The sequence below is a fragment of the Pseudoflavonifractor sp. SW1122 genome (genome assembly GCF_012027765.1).
Classification (GTDB): domain Bacteria; phylum Bacillota; class Clostridia; order Oscillospirales; family Oscillospiraceae; genus Enterenecus; species Enterenecus faecium.
In genome coordinates this window covers 23940-45399 of sequence record NZ_SJOS01000014.1, presented here as the reverse complement: position 1 = coordinate 45399, position 21460 = coordinate 23940, and the positions used below count along the sequence as shown (strand labels likewise).

Sequence of the window (21460 nt, the reverse complement as noted above, 5' to 3'; positions counted from 1 at the left end):
CTTTTTTGATTGGAGGTACGCCCCATGAAACTCATTGAAACTCGTCAGGCAGTGGGCCATGTGCTGTGCCATGACCTGACCCAGATCATCCCCGGTGTCACCAAGGATGCCCGGTTCCGCAAGGGCCACATCGTCACCCCCGAGGACATCCCTGTGCTGCTGTCCATGGGCAAAGAGCACCTCTACGTGTGGGAGCAGCAGGAGGGGATGCTCCATGAAAATGAGGCGGCCCAGCGCCTGTGTAAGCTGTGCCGCAACGAGCACATGACCACCACTCCGGTGAAGGAGGGGAAAATCGAGTTGCTGGCCGACTGTGACGGCCTGTTCCAGGTGGACGTGGCCCGACTGGAGGCCATCAACGACGATGATGCCATCATCATCGCCACTCGCCACACCAATACCCCGGTACGCCGCGGGGATAAGCTGGCGGGCACCCGCATTATCCCTCTGGTCATCGAGGAAGAGCGGCTGCGCCGGGTGGAGGAGGGGGCAGGAGATACCCCTATTCTCTCTCTGACTCCCTGGAAGGTGCGCATCTGCGGGGTGATCACCACAGGCAGCGAGGTGGCAAAGGGGCTTGTCCAGGACAGCTTTACCCCGGTGGTGAAGGAGAAGCTGGCTGCCTACGGCATCACCGTCACCCACCACTGTCTGCCAGGCGATGATCGGGCCGCCATCACCGCTGCCGCCCTGGACTTCCACGCCAAAGGTGTGGATATGATTTTGTGCACCGGAGGTATGAGCGTGGACCCTGACGACAAGACTCCCGGCGCCATCAAGGACACCGGAGCGAAGATCATCTCCTACGGTGCCCCGGTACTCCCAGGTGCCATGTTCCTGCTGGGCTATTTCCAGGATGGAACCCCCATTTTGGGCCTGCCTGGGTGTGTGATGTATGCCAAGGCCACCATCTTTGACCGGGTGCTCCCTCGCATTGCCGCAGGACTGCCCATTGACCGCCGGGAGATCAAGAAAATGGGCCACGGCGGGCTGTGTTTGGGCTGTGCCCAGTGCCACTATCCCATCTGTCCCTTTGGCACAGGACTGTGAGGGGATAGGATGCGGGAACGCATTTCACTGGAGGAGGCCTGGGCGCTGATCACGGCCTCACTCCGTCCTCTGGGGGAGGAGCAGGTGGATCTGGACCACGCCCTGGACCGGACGTTGAGTCGGGATGTGTGGTCCTCCATAGACCAGCCCCCCTTTGATCGCTCTCCCCTGGACGGCTATGCCCTGCAAAGCCGGGACGTCCATGGGGCATGTCCAGAGCACCCGGTCTCTCTCCGTGTGGTGGAGCGGGTGTGTGCCGGAGAGGTGCCCCACCAGCGGGTCACCCCGGGCACCGCTGTGCGCATCATGACCGGGGCCCCGTTGCCCCAGGGGTGTGACTGTGTGGTGCGCCAGGAGGACACCGACCTGGGAGAGACAGTAGTGCAGGTCTATGCCTCCGTGGGGGCCTATCAGAATTTCATTGGGCGGGGGGAGGACTATACCGCCGGGACCTGTCTGCTCTCTGCTGGAACCCGGTTGGACGCCGCCACTCTGGGCCTGTTGGCCAGCGCCGGGTGTGACCAGGTGTGGGTGTACCGCCGTCCCCGGGTGGCTCTGCTGGTCACGGGGGACGAGGTGGTGTCGCCTCAGGTACGCCCGCTCCCGCCGGGGAAAATCTACACCGCCAATTCCTATCTGCTCTCCGCCCGGCTGCGCCAGTTAGGGGTAGAAGCGGTGACCTGTGCCACCGTGGGGGACGATCCCCAGGAGACTGCCCAGCAGATGCGAGGGGTGCTGGAGGACAGTGATTGTCTCATTACCACCGGTGGAGTGTCGGTGGGGGAGCGGGATGTGCTGCACCAAGCCCTGCCCATGGCCGGGGCACAGCAAGTGTTTTGGCGGGTGCAGATGAAGCCGGGCACCCCGGCCATGTATTCTCTGGTGGAGGGAAAACCCGTTTTGTCCCTGTCCGGCAATCCCTTTGCCGCGGTTGCCACCTTTGAGCTGTTGGGGCGGCCTATGCTCCACGCCTTGTGCCCTGCGCCTCAATTTGAGCTTGAGACACGCCGGGCGGTGTTGGATACCCCCTTTGACCGCCCCAGCGGTATGCGGCGATTTTTGCGTGGAGTGTATCAGGACGGGCATGTGAGACTGCCCAAGGATCACTCCTCCGGGTCGCTGCGCTCCCTGGTGGGGTGCAACTGCCTGTTGGAGGTGCCCGCTGGAAGCCAAAACTTGCAGGCAGGGGAGAAGTACACCGTCTATCTTTGAATCCGGGAGGAAGATACCATGGAACCCAAATTCAATCACTTTGACAACGACGGCAACGCCATTATGGTGGACGTCTCAGAAAAACAGCCCACCCTGCGTACCGCTGTGGCAGAGGGCACCATCCGGGTCTCCCAGGCGGTGCTGGAGGCCATTTCCGGCGGCACTGCCGCCAAAGGGGACGTGCTGAGTGTGGCTCGGGTGGCAGGAATTATGGCCGCCAAGCGCACCAGCGACCTCATTCCCCTATGCCACCCCCTGGCGCTGAGCCACGTCAGCGTGGACTTTGAGCTGATGCCCCAGCAAAACGCCGTGAAGGCCCGGTGTACTGCCAAGCTCACCGGAAAGACTGGGGTGGAGATGGAGGCCCTCACCGGGGTCAGTGTGGCCCTGCTCACCGTCTACGACATGTGCAAGGCCATGGATAAGAGTATGGAGCTGGGGAACATCCACCTGGTGCACAAAGAGGGGGGCAAGTCGGGGGTATATGAGCGTGGCCAGTAAGCCCACAGTGGTGGCGGTGTCCGGGGTGAAAAACTCCGGAAAAACCACCCTTATTACCGCCATGCTCCCCCACTTTCACCGGGCCGGGGTACAGGTGGCGGTGATCAAGCACGACGGCCACACCTTCCAGCCCGAGCCGCCAAACACGGACACGGGACGATATCTCCAGGCTGGGGCTATGGGGGCCGCCATTTACGACGGGGAGACCACCAAGGTGATCTGGCGTCAGACGCCAGACCTGCCTGGGCTGTTGGAGCTCTTTCCCCAGGCGGACCTCATTCTGCTGGAAGGGGGGAAGCACAGCCCCTGGCCTAAGGTGGAGCTGGTGCGGGCGGGCAACTCTATCCAGTCGGTGTGCGACCCTGCGACCTTGCTGGCCTTGGTCACGGATACCGATCTGTGTTTGCAGGGGATACCCACCCTGTCCCTCAATGACCCGGCGGAGGTGGCGGACTTTCTGATGAAATACCTGGAGAGGGGGCGGAGCACATGAGAGACCAGTACGGGCGGGACATCTGTTATCTGCGGATTTCCGTCACCGATCGGTGCAACCTGCGGTGTGTGTACTGTATGCCGGAGGAGGGGGTGGCGTGGATGCCCCACAGCCAGATCCTCACCTATGAGCAGATCACCCAGGTGGTGGAGGCGGCGGCCCGTTTGGGCGTGCGCCACATCCGCCTCACCGGAGGAGAGCCCTTGGTGCGCCCCCAGCTGTACCGCCTGGTGGAGATGGTCAAAGGGGTAGCGGGGATTGAATCGGTATCCCTCACCACCAACGGGGTGCTGTTGGCCCAGCAGCTGTCCCAGCTGCGCCTGGCGGGGCTGGACGGGGTGAACTTGAGCTTGGACACCCTGGACCCTCAGCAGTTTGCAGCCATCACTCGCCGGGAGGGGCTGCTGCCCCAGGTTTTGGAGGGGCTGGAGGCTGCGGCGGATACCCCCGGTTTGACGGTGAAAGTGAACTGTGTCCCCACCCAGTTCAATGAGGACCAGGTGGTGCCTCTGGCCAGACTGGCCCAGGAGCGGGAGATCTCCGTGCGGTTTATTGAGTTGATGCCCATCGGACTGGGCCGGGACCGCCACGGATTATCCCAGGAGCAGGTGATGGAGCGGCTGACCGACGCCTTTGGCACTCCCGTGCCCTGTGCCAACCCCAAGGGAGCGGGGCCTGGGACCTATGTCACCTTCTCCGGGTTTGCAGGACGGGTGGGATTTATCAGTGCATTGAGCCACCAGTTTTGCCACCAGTGTAACCGGGTGAGATTGACCGCCGATGGTCACTTGAAAACCTGCCTGCAATATCAGGACGGGGTGGACTTGAAGCCGTATCTGGCGGATGGAGTCTCCCCCACGGCGTTGGAGGGGGCTCTGGAACAGGCCATGTACCACAAACCCGTCGGGCACCACTTTTCCACCCAGACCCAGGCGGGAGACGAGAAACATAACATGAACCAAATAGGAGGATGAGGCCCATGGGACAAGTGATGGCTGTGTGTATCAGCGAGAAGAAGGGGACCCAGAAGAAAAATGTGAACACCGCCACCTTTGTGGAGGACTGGGGTATCCAGGGGGACGCCCACGCCGGGAAGTGGCATCGTCAGGTGTCTCTTCTGTCCCATGAGCAGGTGGAGGCCTTTCGGGCCCGGGGCGCTGTGGTGGACCACGGAGCTTTTGGAGAGAACCTGGTGGTGTCGGGCTTTGATTTCAAGACCCTACCCATTGGCACTAAGTTTCGCTGTGGGGACGTGGTGCTGGAGCTGACCCAGGTGGGGAAGGAGTGCCACGCCCACTGCGAAATTTACAAGGTCATGGGGGACTGCATCATGCCCCGGGAGGGTGTCTTCACCCGGGTGCTCCACGGGGGGACCATCTCTGTGGGGGATGCGCTGACCATCTGGGAGGGAGAAGCATGAGAGTTGCCATTTTGACCCTCAGTGATTCCGGTTATGCCGGGACACGGGAGGACTTGAGCGGGCCCCTCATTGCCCGCATGGTGGAGCAGGCGGGACACCAGGTGGTGTATACCCAGCTGCTCCCCGACGGGATTGAGCCCCTGTACACCACCCTGTGTCAGCTGTGCGATGAGAACCGGGCAGACCTCATTCTCACCACCGGGGGCACCGGATTTTCTCCCCGGGACCTGACCCCAGAGGCCACGGCCCGGGCCATTCAGCGCTCCGCCCCGGGGATTGCAGAGGGTATGCGCTACCACTCCCTGCAAATCACCCCCAAGGCCATGCTCAGCCGTGCCACGGCGGGCATCCGAGCCCAGACCCTGATTGTGAATCTGCCGGGCAGTCCCAAGGCGGTGGGGGAGTGCCTGGAGTATATCCTGCCGCCCCTGGCCCATGGGCTGGAAATTTTGACAGGGCAGAGTGGAAACTGTGCCCGAACGGAGGAGAGAACATGAAACGGAAACCACTGGTATGCGCCTGTCTCATAAGTGCCCTGCTGCTGCCCATGTGGGGCTGTAGCTCTACTCCCACCACCTCGGAGCAGACGGAGGTGGTGGTATTTGCCGCTGCCTCTCTGGAATCTGCCCTGACCCAGATTGCTCAGACCTATGAGGCCCAGCATGAGGATGTCAAACTCACCTTTACCTTTGACTCCTCCGGGACCTTAAAGACCCAGATTGAGGAGGGGGCGGTGTGTGACCTGTTCCTCTCGGCGGCCCAGAAGCAGATGAATCAGCTGGACAGCCAGGACACCACGGGGGCCAACACCGACGGCCTGGACTTTGTCTACTCGGACACCCGCATCGACTTGCTGGAAAATCAGGTGGTGCTGGCGGTGCCCCCGGAGAACCCCGGCAAGATCAACTCCTTTAGCGACCTTGCGTCCGGGGACGATCTGCTGTGCATTGGCAACGATGACGTGCCGGTGGGAGCCTACTCCCTGGAGATTTTGGACCACCTGGGCTACTCTCTGGACCAGCTGGAGGACCAGGGCAAGGTGACCTACGCCTCCAACGTCTCGGAGGTGGCCCGCCAGGTGCAGGAGGGGGTGGTGGACGCCGGTATGGTGTATGCCACCGACGCCAGCACCTATGGCCTCAACGTGGTGGATGCCGCCACGCCGGAGATGTGCCAGCAGGTGATCTATCCCGCCGCTGCGATGAAGAGCGGAGGGGCGGACAGTTATGACGCAGCGGAGGACTTCCTCACCTACCTCTACACCAATGAGGAGGCCATCTCAGTCTGGAAGGATGTGGGCTTCACCCTGATTGCCCAAGGGGAGAACTGATGGACCTGTATCCACTCTTCAACTCTCTGCGCATTGCCGTCCTGTCCACCGTCCTCATCTTCTTTGTGGGCCTGTGGGCGGCCCAGGTAATCTCCCGGTGCCATCCGGTGGTGAAGGGCGTTCTGGACGTGGTGCTCACCCTGCCCCTGGTGCTGCCCCCTACAGTGGTGGGCTATCTGCTGCTGTGCCTGTTGGGGCCCAACGGGACAGTGGGGAGTGTGGTGGCCCGCTTGCTGGATGTACGCCTGACCATGGTGTGGTATGCGGGGGTGTTTTCCTCGGCGGTGGTAGCCTTTCCCCTGATGTACCGCACCGCCCGGGGGGCCTTTGAGAGCTATGATACCACCCTCACCGATGCCGCCCGCACCTTGGGGCGGGGAAATGTGTGGATTTTTTGGCACATTCAGCTGCCCTGCTGCCGCCAGGGAATTTTGGCGGGAACGGTGCTGGCCTTCGCCCGGGCTCTGGGGGAGTACGGGGCCACCGCCATGATCGCAGGGTATACCCCGGGAAAGACCGCCACCATTTCCACCACGGTCTACCAGTTTTGGCGCACGGGTAACGATACTATGGCGCTGCGGTGGGTGCTGGTGAATCTGGCCATCTCCGGGGTGGTGCTGCTGGCCATCAATCTGTTGGAGCGCAAGGAGAGGTGACGGACATGTCCCTGACGGTAGATATGGAAAAACAGCTGGGGAAATTCCGGCTCCAGGTCTCCTTTACCGCCCCTCTGGGGGAGGTGACCGGACTGCTGGGCGCCTCAGGCAGCGGTAAGACGGTGACCCTGCGGTGTATTGCCGGACTGCTCACCCCGGACGCAGGACACATCGAACTGGACGGTCGAGTGCTGTTTGACCACAGACAGGGGGTGAACCTGCCGCCCCAGCAGCGGAAGGTGGGGTATCTCTTCCAGCAGTACGCCCTCTTTCCCCACTACACCGTGGAGCAGAACATCGCCGTGGCCACTCGGGACCAAACGGCGGTGGAGGAGCTGCTGCACCGCTTTCAGTTGCAGGAGCACCGGAACAAGCGCCCTCGTCAGCTCTCGGGGGGACAGCAGCAGCGGGTGGCCCTGGCCCGGATTCTGGCCGCCCAGCCCCAGGTTCTGCTGCTGGATGAGCCCTTTTCCGCCCTGGACACCCACTTGAGGGGGGAGATTCAGGGGGAACTGTCCCGGTTCCTGGAGCAGTTCTCCGGCCCCTGCCTTTTGGTCACCCACAGCCGGGATGAGGTGCGGCGGATGTGTCATCAGGTGTGTGTGGTCCACCACGGAGTTTCCCAGCCCATGCAGACCGCGGAGGAGTTTTTCAACCATCCCCGCACCTTGTCGGCCTGCCGCCTCATGGGCTGCCCTAACATCTCCCCGGTGGAGCATGGAGAAAATGGAGGGGTATATGCCACAGCCTGGGGACTACCAGTGCAGGTGCCCCAAACTGCCGCCTATGTGGCGATCCAGCCCCACCACATCCGTCTGGTGGATGGCCCCGGGGACCATCGGCTATTCTGTTCCTGTACCCAGGTGGACCAGGGGCCCTTCTCGGTGTCTGTGTCCCTGGCATGTGGAGCGGGAGCGCTGCAAATAGAGGTATCCAACTGGGACTGGCAGGCCGTGGACCATGCCCAGGGGGTGTGGATCGAGCTGCCGCCCTCCCAACTGCTCCCTCTGACAGATGAATGAAGATGCGAAAACCGCCCCGGCTCTTGAGAAACGAGAGCCGGGGCGGTTGTTGTCATGGGGATGGGGCTTATTTGCTGTACAGCCGGAGGCCCACCAGCACGCAGCCATCCAGGTAGGGAATGTGGTGTTCCTGGAGGTAGGCCAGCAGGGCCTCGTCGGAAGCGCCGGGCTGGATGAGCACGCAGCGGAAGGGCTTTTTGCACTCCTGGAGCAGGTTCAGACCCTTGGTGGGGTGGATGCACAGGTCGATGACATCGATGTCGTCCGGGATGTCGTTGAGGGAGGCCAGCTCCTTGCCCACAGGATAGACGGTGTAGCCCTTCTCCAGAAGGGCGTGCTTGATCTTATAGGCGTATTTTTCCGGGTTGAGGGTATCGCCCAAAACGGCGAAGCGGGACAGGGCCATGATTTCCTTGAGTTCCATGAAGATACCTCCTTTTTGTCTGATGGTAGGGGTGAGGTCAGCGGATGGAGTGAAATTGGGGCTTTCTCTGGCGATAGGTACACACATAGCGGTAGCCCAGGTGTTGGAGCATCTGGGCGGCCTCCTGGAAGCCGGCCCCGATGAACTGGGGGCGGTGGGCATCCGAACCCAAAGTGAGAATTTCTCCCCCCAACTCCCGGTAGCGGGTGAGCAGGGGCAGCCACTGGCGGACGGTGGTGCCCTGGGTGGTGTTCAGCTCAATTCCTTTGCCGCTGTGGATGACCCGGCGGAGAATTTCGTCCAGCCGGTCCTGCCAGGGGTCCAGGGTGAGGTGGAAGTCCGGGGAGAAATAGCGCAGGGGATAGATGATATGGCCCAGTACGTCAAAGGTGCCGACCTCCACCAGCTCCTCCATCTGCCGGATGTAGTCCTCCAAAACGGCGTTGGCCCGTTGGGGGTCGGTGCAGGACTTGGCATAGGTGAAAATACCGATGCCCCCCAGGTCCAGGCTCACGGAGTGGAGGGAGCCGATGACAAAGTCCAGCTCGGGAAAGTTCAGACAGGCCTGGACGGCGGCGGTGTCCACGGTGCTGTTGCCCAGCTCGATGCCCACCCGTACCTCCACCCGGTGGGCCCAGTCGTCTTTGAGCGCTGCCCACTGATTCAGTACGGCATCAAAGTCATAGTGAGTGGGAAGGCGTTCCCCTCTCTGATTTAAGAGGTTCCAGTGCTCGGTCATGCACAGTTCGGGAATCCCCGCCTGACAGGCGGCGTTGAGGTTTTCCAACAGCTGGGATTTGGAGTCGCCGGACAGGTGGGTGTGGGTATGGTAGTCAGCCAAATAAGATGGCATACAGTGACCTTCTTTCTGTAGCTCGTGAAGTGTATGGTTCTTGCTTTTAGTATACCGGAATTTTGCAAAAGAGAAAAGGAGAATGTCATGGAAAAATATATTATGTGGAAATAGAACAGTTTGGTCCAGGTAAACGGAGAGTATGGGGATAAAATCACTAGAAATGGCCTGGGTGCAAAATTCCCCTTTTCGTTTGCCTGCCTGCCATGTATAATAGAGATAATTGCATAAACCACATGTGTGATCTGTGATCGGGCAGATTGAAAAGGGAAACAGGTGCAAAACCTGTGCGGAGCCGCCGCTGTAATGGAAGAGTGCTGGCCAATATGTCACTGGAAACGGAAGTTTCTGGGAAGACGGCCAGGGCGATGAGGCCAGAGCCAGAAGACCTGCATATGATGGGACCAAGGTGCGCCCAAGGCGATGGGCGGGCCTTCCTTTTGTGTTGCCTGAAAGCGGCTGCAACCATGGGTTGCAGCCGCTTTTTGATATTCATTTCCCAGGAAAGGACTTGAGAACATGAGAGCAGAAGCGAGAAGAAGGGGGCGGCGGTGGCTGAGTCTGCTGCTGACCCTGGCCATGGTGTGGACCCTGGTGTCCGGGGCGTTGGCCCTGAACACCAGCCGGAGCGGAGTGCAGACCGTGACGGTGACCATGGAGTACGCCGACGAGAGTGGCCACACCATGTACTATCTGCCTCCCACCCAGGTGGAGTTGGAGGAGGGAGATATCCTGGTGGACGTGCTGCAACGAGGCTATCAGGACCGGGGCAGTGTGACCTACAGCACCCTATACGGCTTTACTGTCACCCCAAACGATGGCCCAGCGGTGGGTGAGGTGAACTGGGGTGAAAAAGCCTGGTGGCCCTTTGTGGACAGCGTCAAGGTGGGCAACAAGTACCAGGTGCAGGCGGGAGAAGTGATTCGCCTCATTTACGTTCAGGACAGCGCCCAGGGCACCCCCGACTACATCCCGCCTGCCGCAGGGGGCGGACAGGGTGCTCTGGGGATCAACAAGGACAAGCTGGTGTCCAGCCTGGCCCAGCTGACCCAGGCCCAGATTGATGCCAACGCCCAGGTCTATGAGCAGGCGTTGCAGGTGGCGGTGGATGGGACGGCCACCCAGGAGCAGGTGAATGAGCAGACCCAGATTGTCTCCCAACTGCTGGCCCAGAAGGTCCCCGCCACCGACATCACCGTGACCCCCGGGGAAGTGACCCTGATGGTGGGACAGACCCAGGCCCTCACCGCCACGGTGACCCCGGAGGAGAGCAACGACACCGTGGTGTGGTACAGTGAGGACACCCATGTGGCCCAGGTCACCGATCAGGGCGTGGTCCGGGCTGTGGGAGAGGGCACCGCCGTCATCACCGCCCAGGCCAACGAGACGGTGAAGGCCACGGTGATGGTGACCGTGACGGGCATTGCCGCCCAGTCCGTTACCCTGAGTGAGACCAAGCTGGACCTGGAGGAGGGCCAGGGGGTGCGGCTCACCGCCACGGTAACCCCGGCCGACTCCACCGACGCTGTGGTGTGGCAGAGCAGCAACCCCGACGTGGTCAGCGTGGATGACAGCGGCCTGGTGGTGGCCCACCAGGCGGGAAGCGCTCAAATTACGGTGACGGCTGGCAGCTGTAGTGCCGTGTGCACCGTCACCGTTACCCCCCGAGAAGTGCCCACCACTCCCACGGTGGTGTTTTACCACACGGACGGGCGCATCACCCAGTGGGACGACACCCACACCTTCACCCTCTCCGCGTTGGATGAGGGGCGGTTTGTGCTGGAGGGCGTAGCCGAGGGACAGAGCACCTATTGGAGCTGCAGCCAGCAGAACGGAGGCTCGGAGTCCTCCACCATCCACATTTCCTCCGGCGGTAAGTTTTATCCTTCGGTGGGCGAATATCAGGCCCATGTCTACGACAAGAACCCCGACTGGTATGTGGCTCAGGAGCTGGCCACCTTCACCTTGAAGGTGGTGCCCACCCAGGTCACCGACCTGAAGCTGTACCAGGATGGCTGGCCTGTCACCGGGGAGGAGCCCCTCCATTTGAGCGGCACCCAGCCCCAGCAGCTGACGGTGAAGGGCTGCCTGGACGGGGTGTACATCACCATCCCCAATCAGGCTCTGGAGATGACCTCCACTGAGGGCTCCTATATCTATACCCTGGATGGGGAGAACGGCCTGGAGTTCTTTGCCGAGGACCAGTCCATGCACACCTTTACCGTGTCCCTGGCGGATAGCCCCCAGGTCACCGTGAGTTTCCAGGCCACCGCCCAGCGCATTGACGTGATCGGTCTGACGGTGACCTATCCTGAGGTGTTCTACATTGAGGGGTGGAACGGCCTGGGCAACCAGTACGTGGGCATTACCTCCCATGATACCGACCCGGAACGGCGGTATGAGATCAACATTGAGCCCCACAACGCCACCGTCAAGGACGTGGTGTGGGTGTCCCACGACCCGGATGTGGCGGAGTTCCAGGCCACCTACGGCAACGGCATTGTTCCCAAGAAGGCGGGCACGGCCCGGTTTACCGTCACCAGCGTGGACAACCCCGCAGCCACCCAGGACCTCACCATTCGCTTTGAGTATAAATACCCCCTGGAGAAGGTGGAGATGGAGGAGACCGCCCTCACTCTGGCCCAGTATGAGTCCATGAACCTGGACCTGCTGGTGACTCCTTCCAACGCCACCAACCAGCGGTTTACCTGGACCTACAGCCAGGAAGGAATTGTGAAGGTCAACGACTATGTCACCAGCACCCCCGGCACCATGACCACCACTCACACCCTGTCCGCCCTGGAGCAGGGCACGGTGACGGTGACGGGCACTCCCCTGGACGACACCAAGGGAGCCAAGCCCATCCAGTTCACCGTGACGGTGACCCAGCCGGACGCTGTGGAGGACCTGGACTTTGACCGATATGTCACGGGCAACATCCGCCACGCTCTGTCCTACCTGGACAGCCAGCTGGAGGGGAACTACACCTATGGGGCCGAGTGGAGCCTGTTTACGCTGCTCCGGGCCGGGGCCAGCCTCAGCCAGAGCGATTTGGACAGCTACTACGCCAGTATCACCCAGCAGCTGGAAAGCGGCGGGAGAATGCTGCCCACCGACTACTTCCGCGTGGTGGTGGCGCTGCTGGCCGTGGGGAAGGACCCCACCGATGTGGCGGGGGTGGACCTCATTGAGACCCTGTACAACTACCCCAATCTGGACCGCATGACCTCCAACATGATGAGTTACACCCTGTTGGCCCTGGATACCAAGGACTATGAGGTGCCCCAGGATGCCCGGTGGACCCGGGAGACCCTCATTGAGAAACTTCTCACCTTCCAAAATGCCAACGGCGGGTTTGGCCTGTCCTCGGCGGACACGGTGAGCGTGGACGTCACCGCCATGACCCTCCAGGCCCTGGCCCCCTACCGGGACATGGAGCAAGTTGGCCTGGCCTTTGACCGCGCCCTGGAGTACCTGCGCAGCCAGATGACCAGCGACTGCGGCTACATCAATGAGGGAGACGACAACGGCTGTACCGCCGCCCAGGTGCTCACCGCCCTGGCGGTGGCGGGTATCGACCCCCTGGACCCGGACAACGGGTTCACCCACGGCAACTACAATCTGGTCACCAAGCTGGACCAGTTCAAGCGGGAGTCCGGCTTTACCACCTTTATGAGCAGTGACCAGCCCGACGGCATGGGCACGGTACAGATCGGCTACGCCCTGGAGGCCTACCGCCGCTTTGTGGCAGGGGAGAACACCCTCTTTGACCTGACCCAGTGGACCCCCGCGCCCCCCACAGAGGATGGAGGCAGCGGAGAGAATCCGGGCAGCGGGGAGGAGGACTCCCAGGTGCCCCAGACCGGAGATGCCAGCCCCCTGGTGGAATCTCTGGTGATTCTGGGCATGAGCGCAGCGGGGCTGTGTGCCGCTGTTTGGACCGACCATAAGAGAAAGAGCCGGGGCTAAAAAGCCTCCGGCGTATGAGGAGAGCCTATGAAGCATTTGAAACGATGGATGTGCCTGTTTTCCCTGTTGCTGCTGCTGACTTTGGCGGCCTGTGGAAACACGGGGGAGCAGGGCGCTGTGGTCACCCCCACAGTGTCCCCCACCGTGGGGGTGGAGGAGAGCCTCGCCCCCAGCGAGCAGCCCTCTGGGGAACCCCAGGCCAGTGAGGCCCCGGCGGCGACCCAGCAGCCCGCCCAGAGTCAGGACCGGGGGGAGTCGTCTACAGCGGCAGCCACTCCGGCGCCGACCCCCAAGCCCACTCAGAAGCCGGCGGTGAAGGCCACGCCTGCTCCCACCCCCAAACCGACCCCCACGCCCAAGGTCAACACCTGCTATCTCTCCATTGAGTGCAAGACCATTTTGGGCCGTATGGAGGACTTAACCCCAGGGAAGGAGAGTTTGGTGCCCTCGGACGGGGTGATTTTGTCCCGCAAGGCCATCTCCTTTGAGGAGGGGGAGTCGGTGTTTGACGTGCTCCTCCGAGCCACCCAGACCTATGGCATCCACATGGAGTATGAGTACACCCCCGGCTTTGGCAGCCATTACATTGAGGGCATCAACAACCTCTATGAGTTCGACTGTGGAGCCGGGTCTGGCTGGATGTACTACGTCAACGGGGTGAAGCCCAACTACGGAGTGAGCAAGTACACGGTGAAGAACGGGGACGTCATCGAGTTTAAGTACACCTGCGATCTGGGCTTTGATTTGTAAGAGAGGAGGATTGGGCGGCGTGAAGGACGAGTTTTCCCGCTGTCATCCGGGTATCAATTTCATCTTTTACCTTATGGTGCTGGGGGTTACCCTCTTTTATATGCACCCGGTGCTGTTGGTATTGTCGGGAGTCGCCGCCGCTGCCTATCTGTTCCGCCTGCGGGGCGGGATGGGGCTTCTTCGGGTGTGCCTGCTGGCCCTTCCGGTGGTGGTGCTCTCGGCGGTGATCAATCCCCTCTTCTCCCACCAGGGCCTCACCATTCTGGGTTATCTGCCCTCGGGGAACCCGGTGACCCTGGAGTCTGTGGTGTACGGGTTATGCACCGGGGGGATGATGGGGGTGGTGATCTTGTGGTGTGCCACCTGGCAGGACGTGATGACGGAGGACAAGGTGGTGTACCTCTTTGGTAAGGGCTTTCCCGCCCTAGCCCTCATCTTCTCCATGGTGCTGCGCTTTCTTCCCCTGTTTTTGACCCAGGCCAAGCGGGTGATGGCAGCCCAGCGGTGCGTGGGCCGGGACGTGGGGGAGGGCACCCCATGGCAACGGCTGAAAAAGGGGGTGCGGGTGCTGTCCATCCTAGTCACATGGTCTTTGGAACACTCGGTGGACACCGCTGACTCCATGCGGGCCCGGGGCTATGGCCTGCGGGGGCGCACCCTATACCACCCCTTCCGATGGGATGGGCGTTCCACCGCCTTGGCGGCAGGCATGGCCCTGTGCTTTGGCTGTGTGGTGGCGGGGGTGGTCACAGGACAGCTGAACATGCTGTATTTCCCGGTGTGGCGGCTACACGGGGCCACCGTCCCGGCCTGTGTGTGCTATACCCTCTACGGGGTGCTGTGCGCCCTGCCTTTGATACTCAACTTGGTGGAGGATTTGAAATGGCGTTATTGGATGTGCAAAATCTGACCTTCTCCTATCCCGACGCGTCAGTCCCCGCGCTGCGAGAGGTGAACCTCCAAATTGGGGCAGGGGAATTCGTGGTGATCTGCGGGCGGTCCGGGTGTGGAAAATCCACCCTCATCCGCCAGTTCAAAAGCGCCCTGACCCCTCACGGAACCCGGACCGGAGAGATCTTCTACAAGGGTACTCCGCTGCACCAGGTGGACCTGCGCACCCAGGCGGGGGAGATTGGCTTTGTGATGCAAAATCCCCAGCAGCAGATGGTCACCGATAAGGTATGGCACGAGATGGCCTTCGGCCTGGAGAACCTGGGGCTGGAGCTGGGCGACATGCGGCTTCGGGTGGCGGAGATGGCCAGCTATTTTGGCCTCCAGGGCTGGTTTGACCGGAAGGTGGAGGAGTTGTCCGGCGGGGAACAACAGCTTCTCAACCTGGCCTCGGTGATGGCCATGCACCCCCAGGTGCTGGTGCTGGACGAGCCCACCTCCCAGTTGGACCCCATGGCGGCCACCGACTTTCTCCACACCCTCCAGCGGCTCAACCAGCAGCTGGGGCTGACCGTGGTGGTGGTGGAGCACCGCCTGGACCAGGTGTTCCCCATGGCGGACCGGGTGGTGGTGCTGGAGGAGGGCAAAGTCCTCTGTAACGGCACTCCCCGGCAGGTGGGACAGGCTCTGGCCCAACACCCCCTGGGGATGTGCTGCCCGGTGCCCATGCAGATTTACAACCGGGTGGAGGGGGGAGAGGCCTGCCCCATGACAGTGAAGGAGGGGCGGACCTGGCTGGAGCAGTACCGGGACAAGCCCAAGCTCCCCGTAGAGACCCCCGCCCAGCCCGCTCCCAGGGATTTGGCCCTGGAGGCCCGGGAGGTGTGGTTCCGCTACGACCGCCACGGGGCGGATGTGCTCCAGGGGCTCAACCTCCAGGTGCCCAGAGGGCAGCTGTACGCCCTCATGGGTGGCAACGGAGGGGGCAAGACCACGGCCCTCTCCCTCTTCTCTGGGGAACATCGGCCCTATCGGGGCCAAATCCGCATCGGCGGCCAGGTGAGAAAGCGGGGTGTGCTGGGGGTTCTGCCTCAGAATCCCCAGTGCCTCTTTGTCCAGGACACGGTGAGGGCGGACCTGGAGGAGCTGCTGGAAGAGCTGCCCCTGTCCAGAACGGAGCGGGAGGAGCGCTTGGCCCAGGCCATCCGTGTGACCCAGCTGGAGGGCCTGCTGGGTCAGCACCCCTATGATTTGTCCGGGGGAGAGCAGCAGCGGGCGGCTCTGGCCAAGGTGCTGCTGCTGGACCCAGAGATTCTCCTGTTGGACGAGCCCACCAAGGGGCTGGACGGGTGCTATAAACAGACCTTGGCCCAGGTGCTGGGAGCGCTTACCGAACAGGGCAAGACGGTGTTCATGGTCTCCCACGATGTGGAGTTCTGCGCCGCCTATGCGGATACCTGCGGGCTACTGTTCCGGGGCCAGCTGGTGTGCCAGAAGCCCGCCCGGGACTTCTTCTTGGGCAATCATTTTTACACCACCGCCGCCAATCAGATGGCACGGGAGGTCTTTCCCCAGGCGGTGACGGTGGAGGATGTGGTGCGGGCATGTACACAGACAAAGTGAAGACGGGCACCGGGGCGGACAGCTGGGTGATGGTGGCGGTATGGCTGTGTGTGGCCATGGCGGCCAATGCGGCCTTTGCCCCCTGGTTTTCTATCCCGGAGCTGGCCTATCAGGGCCTGACCGACCAGTTCACCCTGTGGCGGGTAGGGGAGAGCGTGGAGTTGGCCCGACAGCTGTACCTGGTGCAGGCCCCGGAGCTGCTGACCCTGGACGGGGGGACGCTGGTGGGACTGAGGGTTACCCAGTTGGCAGCGGGGCTGTCCATTCCTGCGCTGCTCCTCGCCGCTGTGCTAGCTTGGCGGCGCAAGAAATGCGCCACGGCGGCGGTGCGGCTATCTGCCCTCCTGGCCCTGCTCTCAGTGGCGGGGGCGGCGGTGGTGCTCGTCCGCCTGAGTGAGATACTCAACGCCGCTCTGGGCCAGGGAAACACCTTCTGGGACCTGACGGTGTTCAGCCACATGCAGCTGACCGGGTTTGCCTGCGGCCAAGGGGCGGCAGGGTTGGCCCTTCTTTTGGGAGCGGGGCGGCTGCTGAACACCCAGCGGGTGGAGTTGGCCTCGGTGCCCACCGTCCGGGGCATGGGACGGCGGACCAGGTTGGCCGCTGGGGTGATTTTGGTGCTCATCCCGCTGCTTATCGCCTTTGGCATTGTGTTTTTGAAGGGGCGTAGCTACTATTTTATCTCTATCTGTGTCATTGTGGCGGCGATGCTCCCATTCTTTGCTGCCTTTGAGGACCGCCGACCCCAGGCCAGGGAATTGGTGCTCATCTCCTCTCTGGTGGTCATCGCCACGGCAGGGCGGGCGGTGTTTTTCATGCTCCCCCATTTCAAACCGGTGACTGCCTTGGTGATCGTGGCGGGCATTGGGCTGGGGGCAGAGGCGGGATTCCTCACGGGAGCCATGACCGGGTTTGTGTCCAACTTTTTCTTTGGGCAGGGGCCTTGGACCCCTTGGCAGATGTTTGCCTTTGGCGTCATAGGCTTTTTAGCGGGGCTGCTCTTTGAAAAGCGGATGCGGCGGGGGAATGTTCCTCTGGTGGGGGTGTGCGTATATGGTTTTTTGGCCACGGTGGTCATTTACGGCCTGTTGCTGGACACCTCCACCGCCCTATCTGTGTTGGAGGGGCTGACCTGGCAGTCGGTGCTGGCCTGCTACGTGGCAGGGGTGCCCGTGAACATCACCCACGGGGTGTCCACCGTGGTGTTTTTATCGCTCTGTGCCAAGCCCATGCTGAAAAAGATTCGACGCATGCGCAAGAAGTACGGCCTGCTGATGGAGTGATTGGGAAATGCCCCTTCCTGTGGAGCGGGACCTGTGGTAGAATGAAGAAAAACACCAGATAAGGAGAGACAGCTCCATGCAACGGACCGATGAGAGATATCAAGCGTATGTGCAAATCCTCCGAGAGGAATTAAAGCCCGCCATGGGGTGTACCGAGCCCATTGCGGTGGCCTATGCCTGTGCGGTGGCTCGCCAGACCCTGGGGAAGCTGCCCCAGCAGGTGAAGCTCCACGTCAGCGGCAACATCATTAAGAATGTCAAGAGCGTGGTGGTGCCCAACACCGGGGGCAGACGTGGCCTGGAGGTGGCGGCAGCGGTGGGAACCGTGGCCGCCCAGGCCCAGGCCCAGCTGGAGTGCATCGCCCATGTGACCGATCAGGATATGGAGGCGGTGGAGGAATATCTGGCCCAGGAGCGGGTGACCATTTTGCCTCTGGACACCACCCACCCCTTTGACATCCTGGTGGAGGTCCGAACGGGAGACGATGTGGCCCGAGTGCGGATGGTGGACCAGCACACCAACCTGGTGCATGTCAGCCGCAACGGGGAGGTTCTGCAAGAGCGGGAGGTCCCCCAAGGAATGCAGGAAAACCCCTTGCAGCAGCTGCTCACGGTGGAGGGCATTTTGGACTTCGCCGACAGCGTGGACCTGGAGGACATCCGCCAGCCCATCCAGCAGCAGGCCCAGCTGAACTGGGCCATCTCCCAGGAGGGACTGGAGGGCTGTTACGGGGCCATGATCGGAAAAGAGCTGATGGCCCAGGCGGGAAACGACTGGAAAGCTCGATTGCGTGCCCGGGCGGCGGCCGGGTCTGACGCCCGTATGAGCGGCTGCGAGTTGCCGGTGGTCATTGTCTCGGGCAGTGGAAACCAGGGCCTCACCGCCTCCCTGCCTGTGATGGAATATGCGGCCATGAAGGGCATTGGGGAGGAGCGGATGTACCGGGCCATGGTGGTATCCAATCTGCTCACCGTCCACCAAAAGACCAACCTGGGCCGCCTGTCCGCCTTTTGCGGGGCGGTGAATGCGGCCTGTGCCGCTGCCGCCGCCATTGCCTATCTGGACGGCATGGGCCTGGACGGGGTGGCCCACACCCTGGTCAATTCTCTGGCTGTGGTGTCCGGCATGGTGTGCGACGGGGCCAAGGCCTCCTGTGCGGCGAAAATCTCTCTGGCCTTGGAGGCGGGGCTGATGGGCTATGAGATGTACAAGGCCGGACACGAGTTTTACGATGGGGACGGCATTGTGAAAAAAGGAGTGGAGAACACTCTGAACATGGTGGCCCGCCTGGGGCGCCTGGGTATGCGGGAGACAGACCGGGAAATCCTGCGGATTATGACGGGACAATGATAAAAAAGAAGCGTGGACCAGCAGGAAACTGCCAGTCCACGCTTCTTTTATCTAAGGGGGGAGAGTATCTGTTACAGTTCGGTCATCCACAGGCCGTGGAGGTTGCAGTAGGCGTACACAGCCACAGGCTTCTCGTCACCCAGATGGAACACGGCGCGGGGGGTGTCGCCGGGCTTGAGCTGGATGCGGTGGCCGCCGTTCTCGGTTTTTACATAGATCCACATGATGAAGTGCTCAGGGGCCATGGGATGCTCCACAGAACCCACCTGGACGGTGAGAACGCCGTTTTCCACATTGGCTACGGGCACATGCTTCTCGCCGCTGGCCTCTACGGTGTTGGGGGTCAGCTCCTCCATGGGCTGTCCGCAGCAGAAGATGGGGACACCAGCATCGTGGATGACGCCGACAATGTTGCCGCAGTGCTTGCAGCGCAGGAATCGAGTGTTCATGGGAAAACCTCCTGTTCCGATTCATGTATATTGGGTGCCTTTGGTACCGCTGTTATTATACCACGTCTTGCCGAAGAAAAACAGCGGTGTGGGGAAATTTTTTCAGGACACCGGAGTCAGGGTGAGCCGATAGTCCTGGACCTGAATCAATCCTGTGATGCTCTGGCTGTGGATAAAGCGGGCAGAATACGCCAGGCCGTCCGAGTTACATACTGCTATCGACACAGATGGAGTGACCATATAGCCAGAGGGAGAGGTCTGAAGGTAGGAGGCCATCACCAGGCGCTCTCCATCGTAGTGTGTTTGGAACGATACACCGAGGGGAAATTGAGCCTGGGTCAGGTCGCAGTCCAATACGGGTACATACAGGCCAAAGTCATTTTTGGCCCACAGCTTCAGGGATTGAACCAGCGGGGCGGGATAATCGTCGGATAAGGACAGTACCCCCAGATACGAATCTTGGATGATAAAGGTATGGTTTTCATCTGGGAGTTGGATGGGGATCTCCTGCAGCGGCTGATAGGTGAGGGTGTCCAGAAGAAGAAATTGATAGTTGTTTTCCGCCAGGTTCTCCATGAGGAGAAGGTGGTATCCGCCGTCTGACAAAGCCAGGTGTTGGGGTTTGCCGCTGGTTTGGTAGCACAGGGTGCAGTTTTGAGCAGCTAAAGCCTGGCCGCCAGAGGCGGGGATGCGGTATAGCCCATAGGAAGAGGCACCCGATACCGGAGTGCCATCCTGTTGTTCGGGGCTAAAAAGCACATAATAATAGCCGTTGGATAGGATTGCTTCGCTGTATAGAGAGGGAGCCTGAGGCGTGGAGAGGTAAATAGAGGAGATGACAAAATTCTGGTCCAGTTCCAAATCCACTTGTATGGTATCTCCCTGGCCCACAGGAATGCGGAGGGCTTGGGTCAAATCCCAGGTTTCCCAGCCGGAACTGTAAGAGTCGGGCAGGGGGATATCAGACAAAATCACAGGATAATAATCCAGATAGTCGCTCAGTACTACGGTTTCAGAGTAGCTTCCCTTGGCAGGGGCTCGGCTGGACACGTCTTCAATGATCTCGCGATAGGCTTGGCCGATGACGTTGGTGGACCAATCGTCACCGGAAATATAGAACATGGAGGTGTCTCCCACAGCAATGGACAGCATAGGAGAACTATCTTGAGGTGTATACCAGCTGATATTTCCGGGGTCATAGCGATAGTCTGTGCTCCAGGTGGGGGTAGAGCCCAAGGTTAGCGTGGTGTCCCAGGCCATATCATAATTTTGAACGGTAGGAATGTTTAACTGGACTCCTTGGGCAGCAGCAGGGTCCCCTATCTGCTGTTCCACGGTGAAGGACACAGCGTCCTGGGCATCCAGGGCCTCCACTACTGTGTAGCCGAAGAATCCAGCCAACAGGGCAAATACCAGGCCAAAAGCCGCTAACGATTTCCGCATAGGTCATCCTCCTCTCCGCTGAGCTGGGAAAGAGCGTTGCTCACCCGATCCGTTTGATAGTGGTACTTCTCTTTCACATAGTCCAGAACGGTCAATCCCTGTTCATCCAGGTCGGCGGTGGAGACGTCCCCCACAATCTGACCATCCCACAGCAGCACCGCCCGGCTGACAAAGTGGTTGATCTCGGAGAGCAGGTGGGTGGAGAGGATGACCGTTTCGGTGGGTTCCAGAATCCCCAGCAGCACTTTGTAGAAGTCCTCTCGATTGAATACATCGTTTCCGGCAAAGGGTTCATCCATGAGAATGTAGTCCGCCCCCTGGCACAGAGCCAAAATCACCTCCACCTGGTTTTGCTGGCCCACAGACATGGCACGCAGGGGACGGTTTCCCGGCAGGCGGAAGAAGTCCATGAGGGCTTCAAACCGCTGATCCCGCCAGGTGGGGAAGTGCTCCCGGTAGAAGACCCGGTGCTCCTGGGGGGTGAGAGTGGGGAAAAAGGAGTGCTCGCAGGTGGCAAAGCTGAGACGGGCGATGTTGTCCCGGCCGATGGGTACCCCGTCCAGGGTGATGGAGCCCTGATAGGACAATAGGCCAAGCATACACTTGAGCAGGGTGGTCTTGCCCGCTCCGTTCTCCCCCAACAGCCCTACGATTTCGCCGGGGGCGATGGAGAGGTTGACCTGGTGCAGGGCATGGGTGGTCAGATGATAGGTCTTACTTACAAGGTTCAGTTGCAGCAT

Annotated in this window: 21 protein-coding genes and 1 riboswitch; of the genes, 16 read left to right on the top strand and 5 right to left on the bottom strand. The window is 61.1% G+C overall.

Translation table 11 applies throughout. The features are described 5' to 3' along the window. Nucleotides 1-24: 24 nt before the first annotated feature. The 10 genes from E0L15_RS05255 to E0L15_RS05210 are packed head-to-tail and all read left to right on the top strand — an operon-like array spanning nt 25 to nt 7684. A complete protein-coding gene (locus E0L15_RS05255; RefSeq protein ID WP_168124788.1) occupies nt 25-1050 on the top strand; it encodes a molybdopterin-binding protein in 1026 nt (341 codons plus the stop codon). Nucleotides 1051-1059: 9 nt separating this feature from the next. Further along, the gene (gene glp, locus E0L15_RS05250) at nt 1060-2262 is read left to right on the top strand and encodes a gephyrin-like molybdotransferase Glp (protein ID WP_168124787.1); all 1203 of its coding nucleotides are present in this window, start codon (nt 1060-1062) and stop codon (nt 2260-2262) included. A gap of 18 nt (nt 2263-2280) precedes the next feature. Next, nucleotides 2281-2763, top strand: coding sequence for a cyclic pyranopterin monophosphate synthase MoaC (gene moaC, locus E0L15_RS05245; RefSeq protein WP_168124786.1), 483 nt, complete (start codon nt 2281-2283; stop codon nt 2761-2763). After that, nucleotides 2747-3256, top strand: coding sequence for a molybdopterin-guanine dinucleotide biosynthesis protein B (gene mobB, locus E0L15_RS05240; RefSeq protein ID WP_168124785.1), 510 nt, complete (start codon nt 2747-2749; stop codon nt 3254-3256). Before moaC ends, mobB begins: the two co-directional genes overlap by 17 nt. Then, nucleotides 3253-4230: a GTP 3',8-cyclase MoaA gene (moaA, locus tag E0L15_RS05235; RefSeq protein ID WP_168124784.1), complete on the top strand. Its 978-nt coding sequence runs from the start codon at nt 3253-3255 to the stop codon at nt 4228-4230. Before mobB ends, moaA begins: the two co-directional genes overlap by 4 nt. A 5-nt stretch (nt 4231-4235) precedes the next feature. Further along, nucleotides 4236-4676: an MOSC domain-containing protein gene (locus E0L15_RS05230; RefSeq protein WP_168124783.1), complete on the top strand. Its 441-nt coding sequence runs from the start codon at nt 4236-4238 to the stop codon at nt 4674-4676. Next, nucleotides 4673-5173: a MogA/MoaB family molybdenum cofactor biosynthesis protein gene (locus tag E0L15_RS05225; RefSeq protein ID WP_168124782.1), complete on the top strand. Its 501-nt coding sequence runs from the start codon at nt 4673-4675 to the stop codon at nt 5171-5173. The genes E0L15_RS05230 and E0L15_RS05225 overlap by 4 nt, the downstream gene beginning before the upstream one ends. Beyond that, nucleotides 5170-6006: a molybdate ABC transporter substrate-binding protein gene (modA, locus tag E0L15_RS05220; protein ID WP_168124781.1), complete on the top strand. Its 837-nt coding sequence runs from the start codon at nt 5170-5172 to the stop codon at nt 6004-6006. The genes E0L15_RS05225 and modA overlap by 4 nt, the downstream gene beginning before the upstream one ends. After that, nucleotides 6006-6662 (top strand): molybdate ABC transporter permease subunit, encoded by a 657-nt coding sequence (gene modB, locus E0L15_RS05215; RefSeq protein WP_168124780.1) that lies wholly within the window; start codon nt 6006-6008, stop codon nt 6660-6662. Before modA ends, modB begins: the two co-directional genes overlap by 1 nt. Before the next feature lie 5 nt (nt 6663-6667). Next, nucleotides 6668-7684, top strand: a complete 1017-nt coding sequence (locus E0L15_RS05210) for an ATP-binding cassette domain-containing protein (RefSeq protein WP_168124779.1) — start codon at nt 6668-6670, stop codon at nt 7682-7684. Nucleotides 7685-7751: 67 nt separating this feature from the next. Here the strand turns inward: E0L15_RS05210 and E0L15_RS05205 are convergent, their stop codons facing one another. Both E0L15_RS05205 and E0L15_RS05200 read right to left on the bottom strand, forming a co-directional pair. Continuing rightward, complete coding sequence (locus E0L15_RS05205) at nt 7752-8108, bottom strand: CoA-binding protein (RefSeq protein WP_168124778.1); 357 nt, start codon at nt 8106-8108, stop codon at nt 7752-7754. Between the two features lie 37 nt (nt 8109-8145). Beyond that, a complete protein-coding gene (locus tag E0L15_RS05200) occupies nt 8146-8961 on the bottom strand; it encodes a histidinol-phosphatase HisJ family protein (protein ID WP_168124777.1) in 816 nt (271 codons plus the stop codon). A 221-nt stretch (nt 8962-9182) separates the two neighbouring features. Beyond that, nucleotides 9183-9373, top strand: a riboswitch (cobalamin riboswitch). A gap of 107 nt (nt 9374-9480) precedes the next feature. Here E0L15_RS05200 and E0L15_RS05195 point away from each other — a divergent pair. The 6 genes from E0L15_RS05195 to E0L15_RS05170 all read left to right on the top strand — a co-directional run bounded on the left by E0L15_RS05195 (nt 9481) and on the right by E0L15_RS05170 (nt 18828). Beyond that, the gene (locus tag E0L15_RS05195) at nt 9481-12930 is read left to right on the top strand and encodes an Ig-like domain-containing protein (protein ID WP_168124776.1); all 3450 of its coding nucleotides are present in this window, start codon (nt 9481-9483) and stop codon (nt 12928-12930) included. 27 nt (nt 12931-12957) lie between these two features. Then, the gene (locus E0L15_RS05190; protein WP_168124775.1) at nt 12958-13680 is read left to right on the top strand and encodes a DUF4430 domain-containing protein; all 723 of its coding nucleotides are present in this window, start codon (nt 12958-12960) and stop codon (nt 13678-13680) included. A gap of 19 nt (nt 13681-13699) precedes the next feature. Continuing rightward, nucleotides 13700-14590, top strand: a complete 891-nt coding sequence (locus E0L15_RS05185) for an energy-coupling factor transporter transmembrane component T (protein WP_168124774.1) — start codon at nt 13700-13702, stop codon at nt 14588-14590. Continuing rightward, nucleotides 14563-16194, top strand: coding sequence for an ABC transporter ATP-binding protein (locus E0L15_RS05180; RefSeq protein ID WP_168124773.1), 1632 nt, complete (start codon nt 14563-14565; stop codon nt 16192-16194). The genes E0L15_RS05185 and E0L15_RS05180 overlap by 28 nt, the downstream gene beginning before the upstream one ends. After that, nucleotides 16176-17477 (top strand): ECF transporter S component, encoded by a 1302-nt coding sequence (locus E0L15_RS12335; RefSeq protein WP_243155389.1) that lies wholly within the window; start codon nt 16176-16178, stop codon nt 17475-17477. Before E0L15_RS05180 ends, E0L15_RS12335 begins: the two co-directional genes overlap by 19 nt. A gap of 76 nt (nt 17478-17553) precedes the next feature. Beyond that, a complete protein-coding gene (locus E0L15_RS05170; RefSeq protein ID WP_168124772.1) occupies nt 17554-18828 on the top strand; it encodes an L-serine ammonia-lyase, iron-sulfur-dependent, subunit alpha in 1275 nt (424 codons plus the stop codon). Between the two features lie 71 nt (nt 18829-18899). Here the strand turns inward: E0L15_RS05170 and E0L15_RS05165 are convergent, their stop codons facing one another. From E0L15_RS05165 to E0L15_RS05155, 3 genes are all read right to left on the bottom strand, one after another. Next, nucleotides 18900-19277, bottom strand: a complete 378-nt coding sequence (locus E0L15_RS05165; RefSeq protein ID WP_168124771.1) for a desulfoferrodoxin family protein — start codon at nt 19275-19277, stop codon at nt 18900-18902. A gap of 102 nt (nt 19278-19379) precedes the next feature. Next, the gene (locus tag E0L15_RS05160) at nt 19380-20720 is read right to left on the bottom strand and encodes a hypothetical protein (RefSeq protein WP_168124770.1); all 1341 of its coding nucleotides are present in this window, start codon (nt 20718-20720) and stop codon (nt 19380-19382) included. Beyond that, nucleotides 20705-21460, bottom strand: a complete 756-nt coding sequence (locus E0L15_RS05155) for an ABC transporter ATP-binding protein (RefSeq protein WP_168124769.1) — start codon at nt 21458-21460, stop codon at nt 20705-20707. The genes E0L15_RS05160 and E0L15_RS05155 overlap by 16 nt, the downstream gene beginning before the upstream one ends.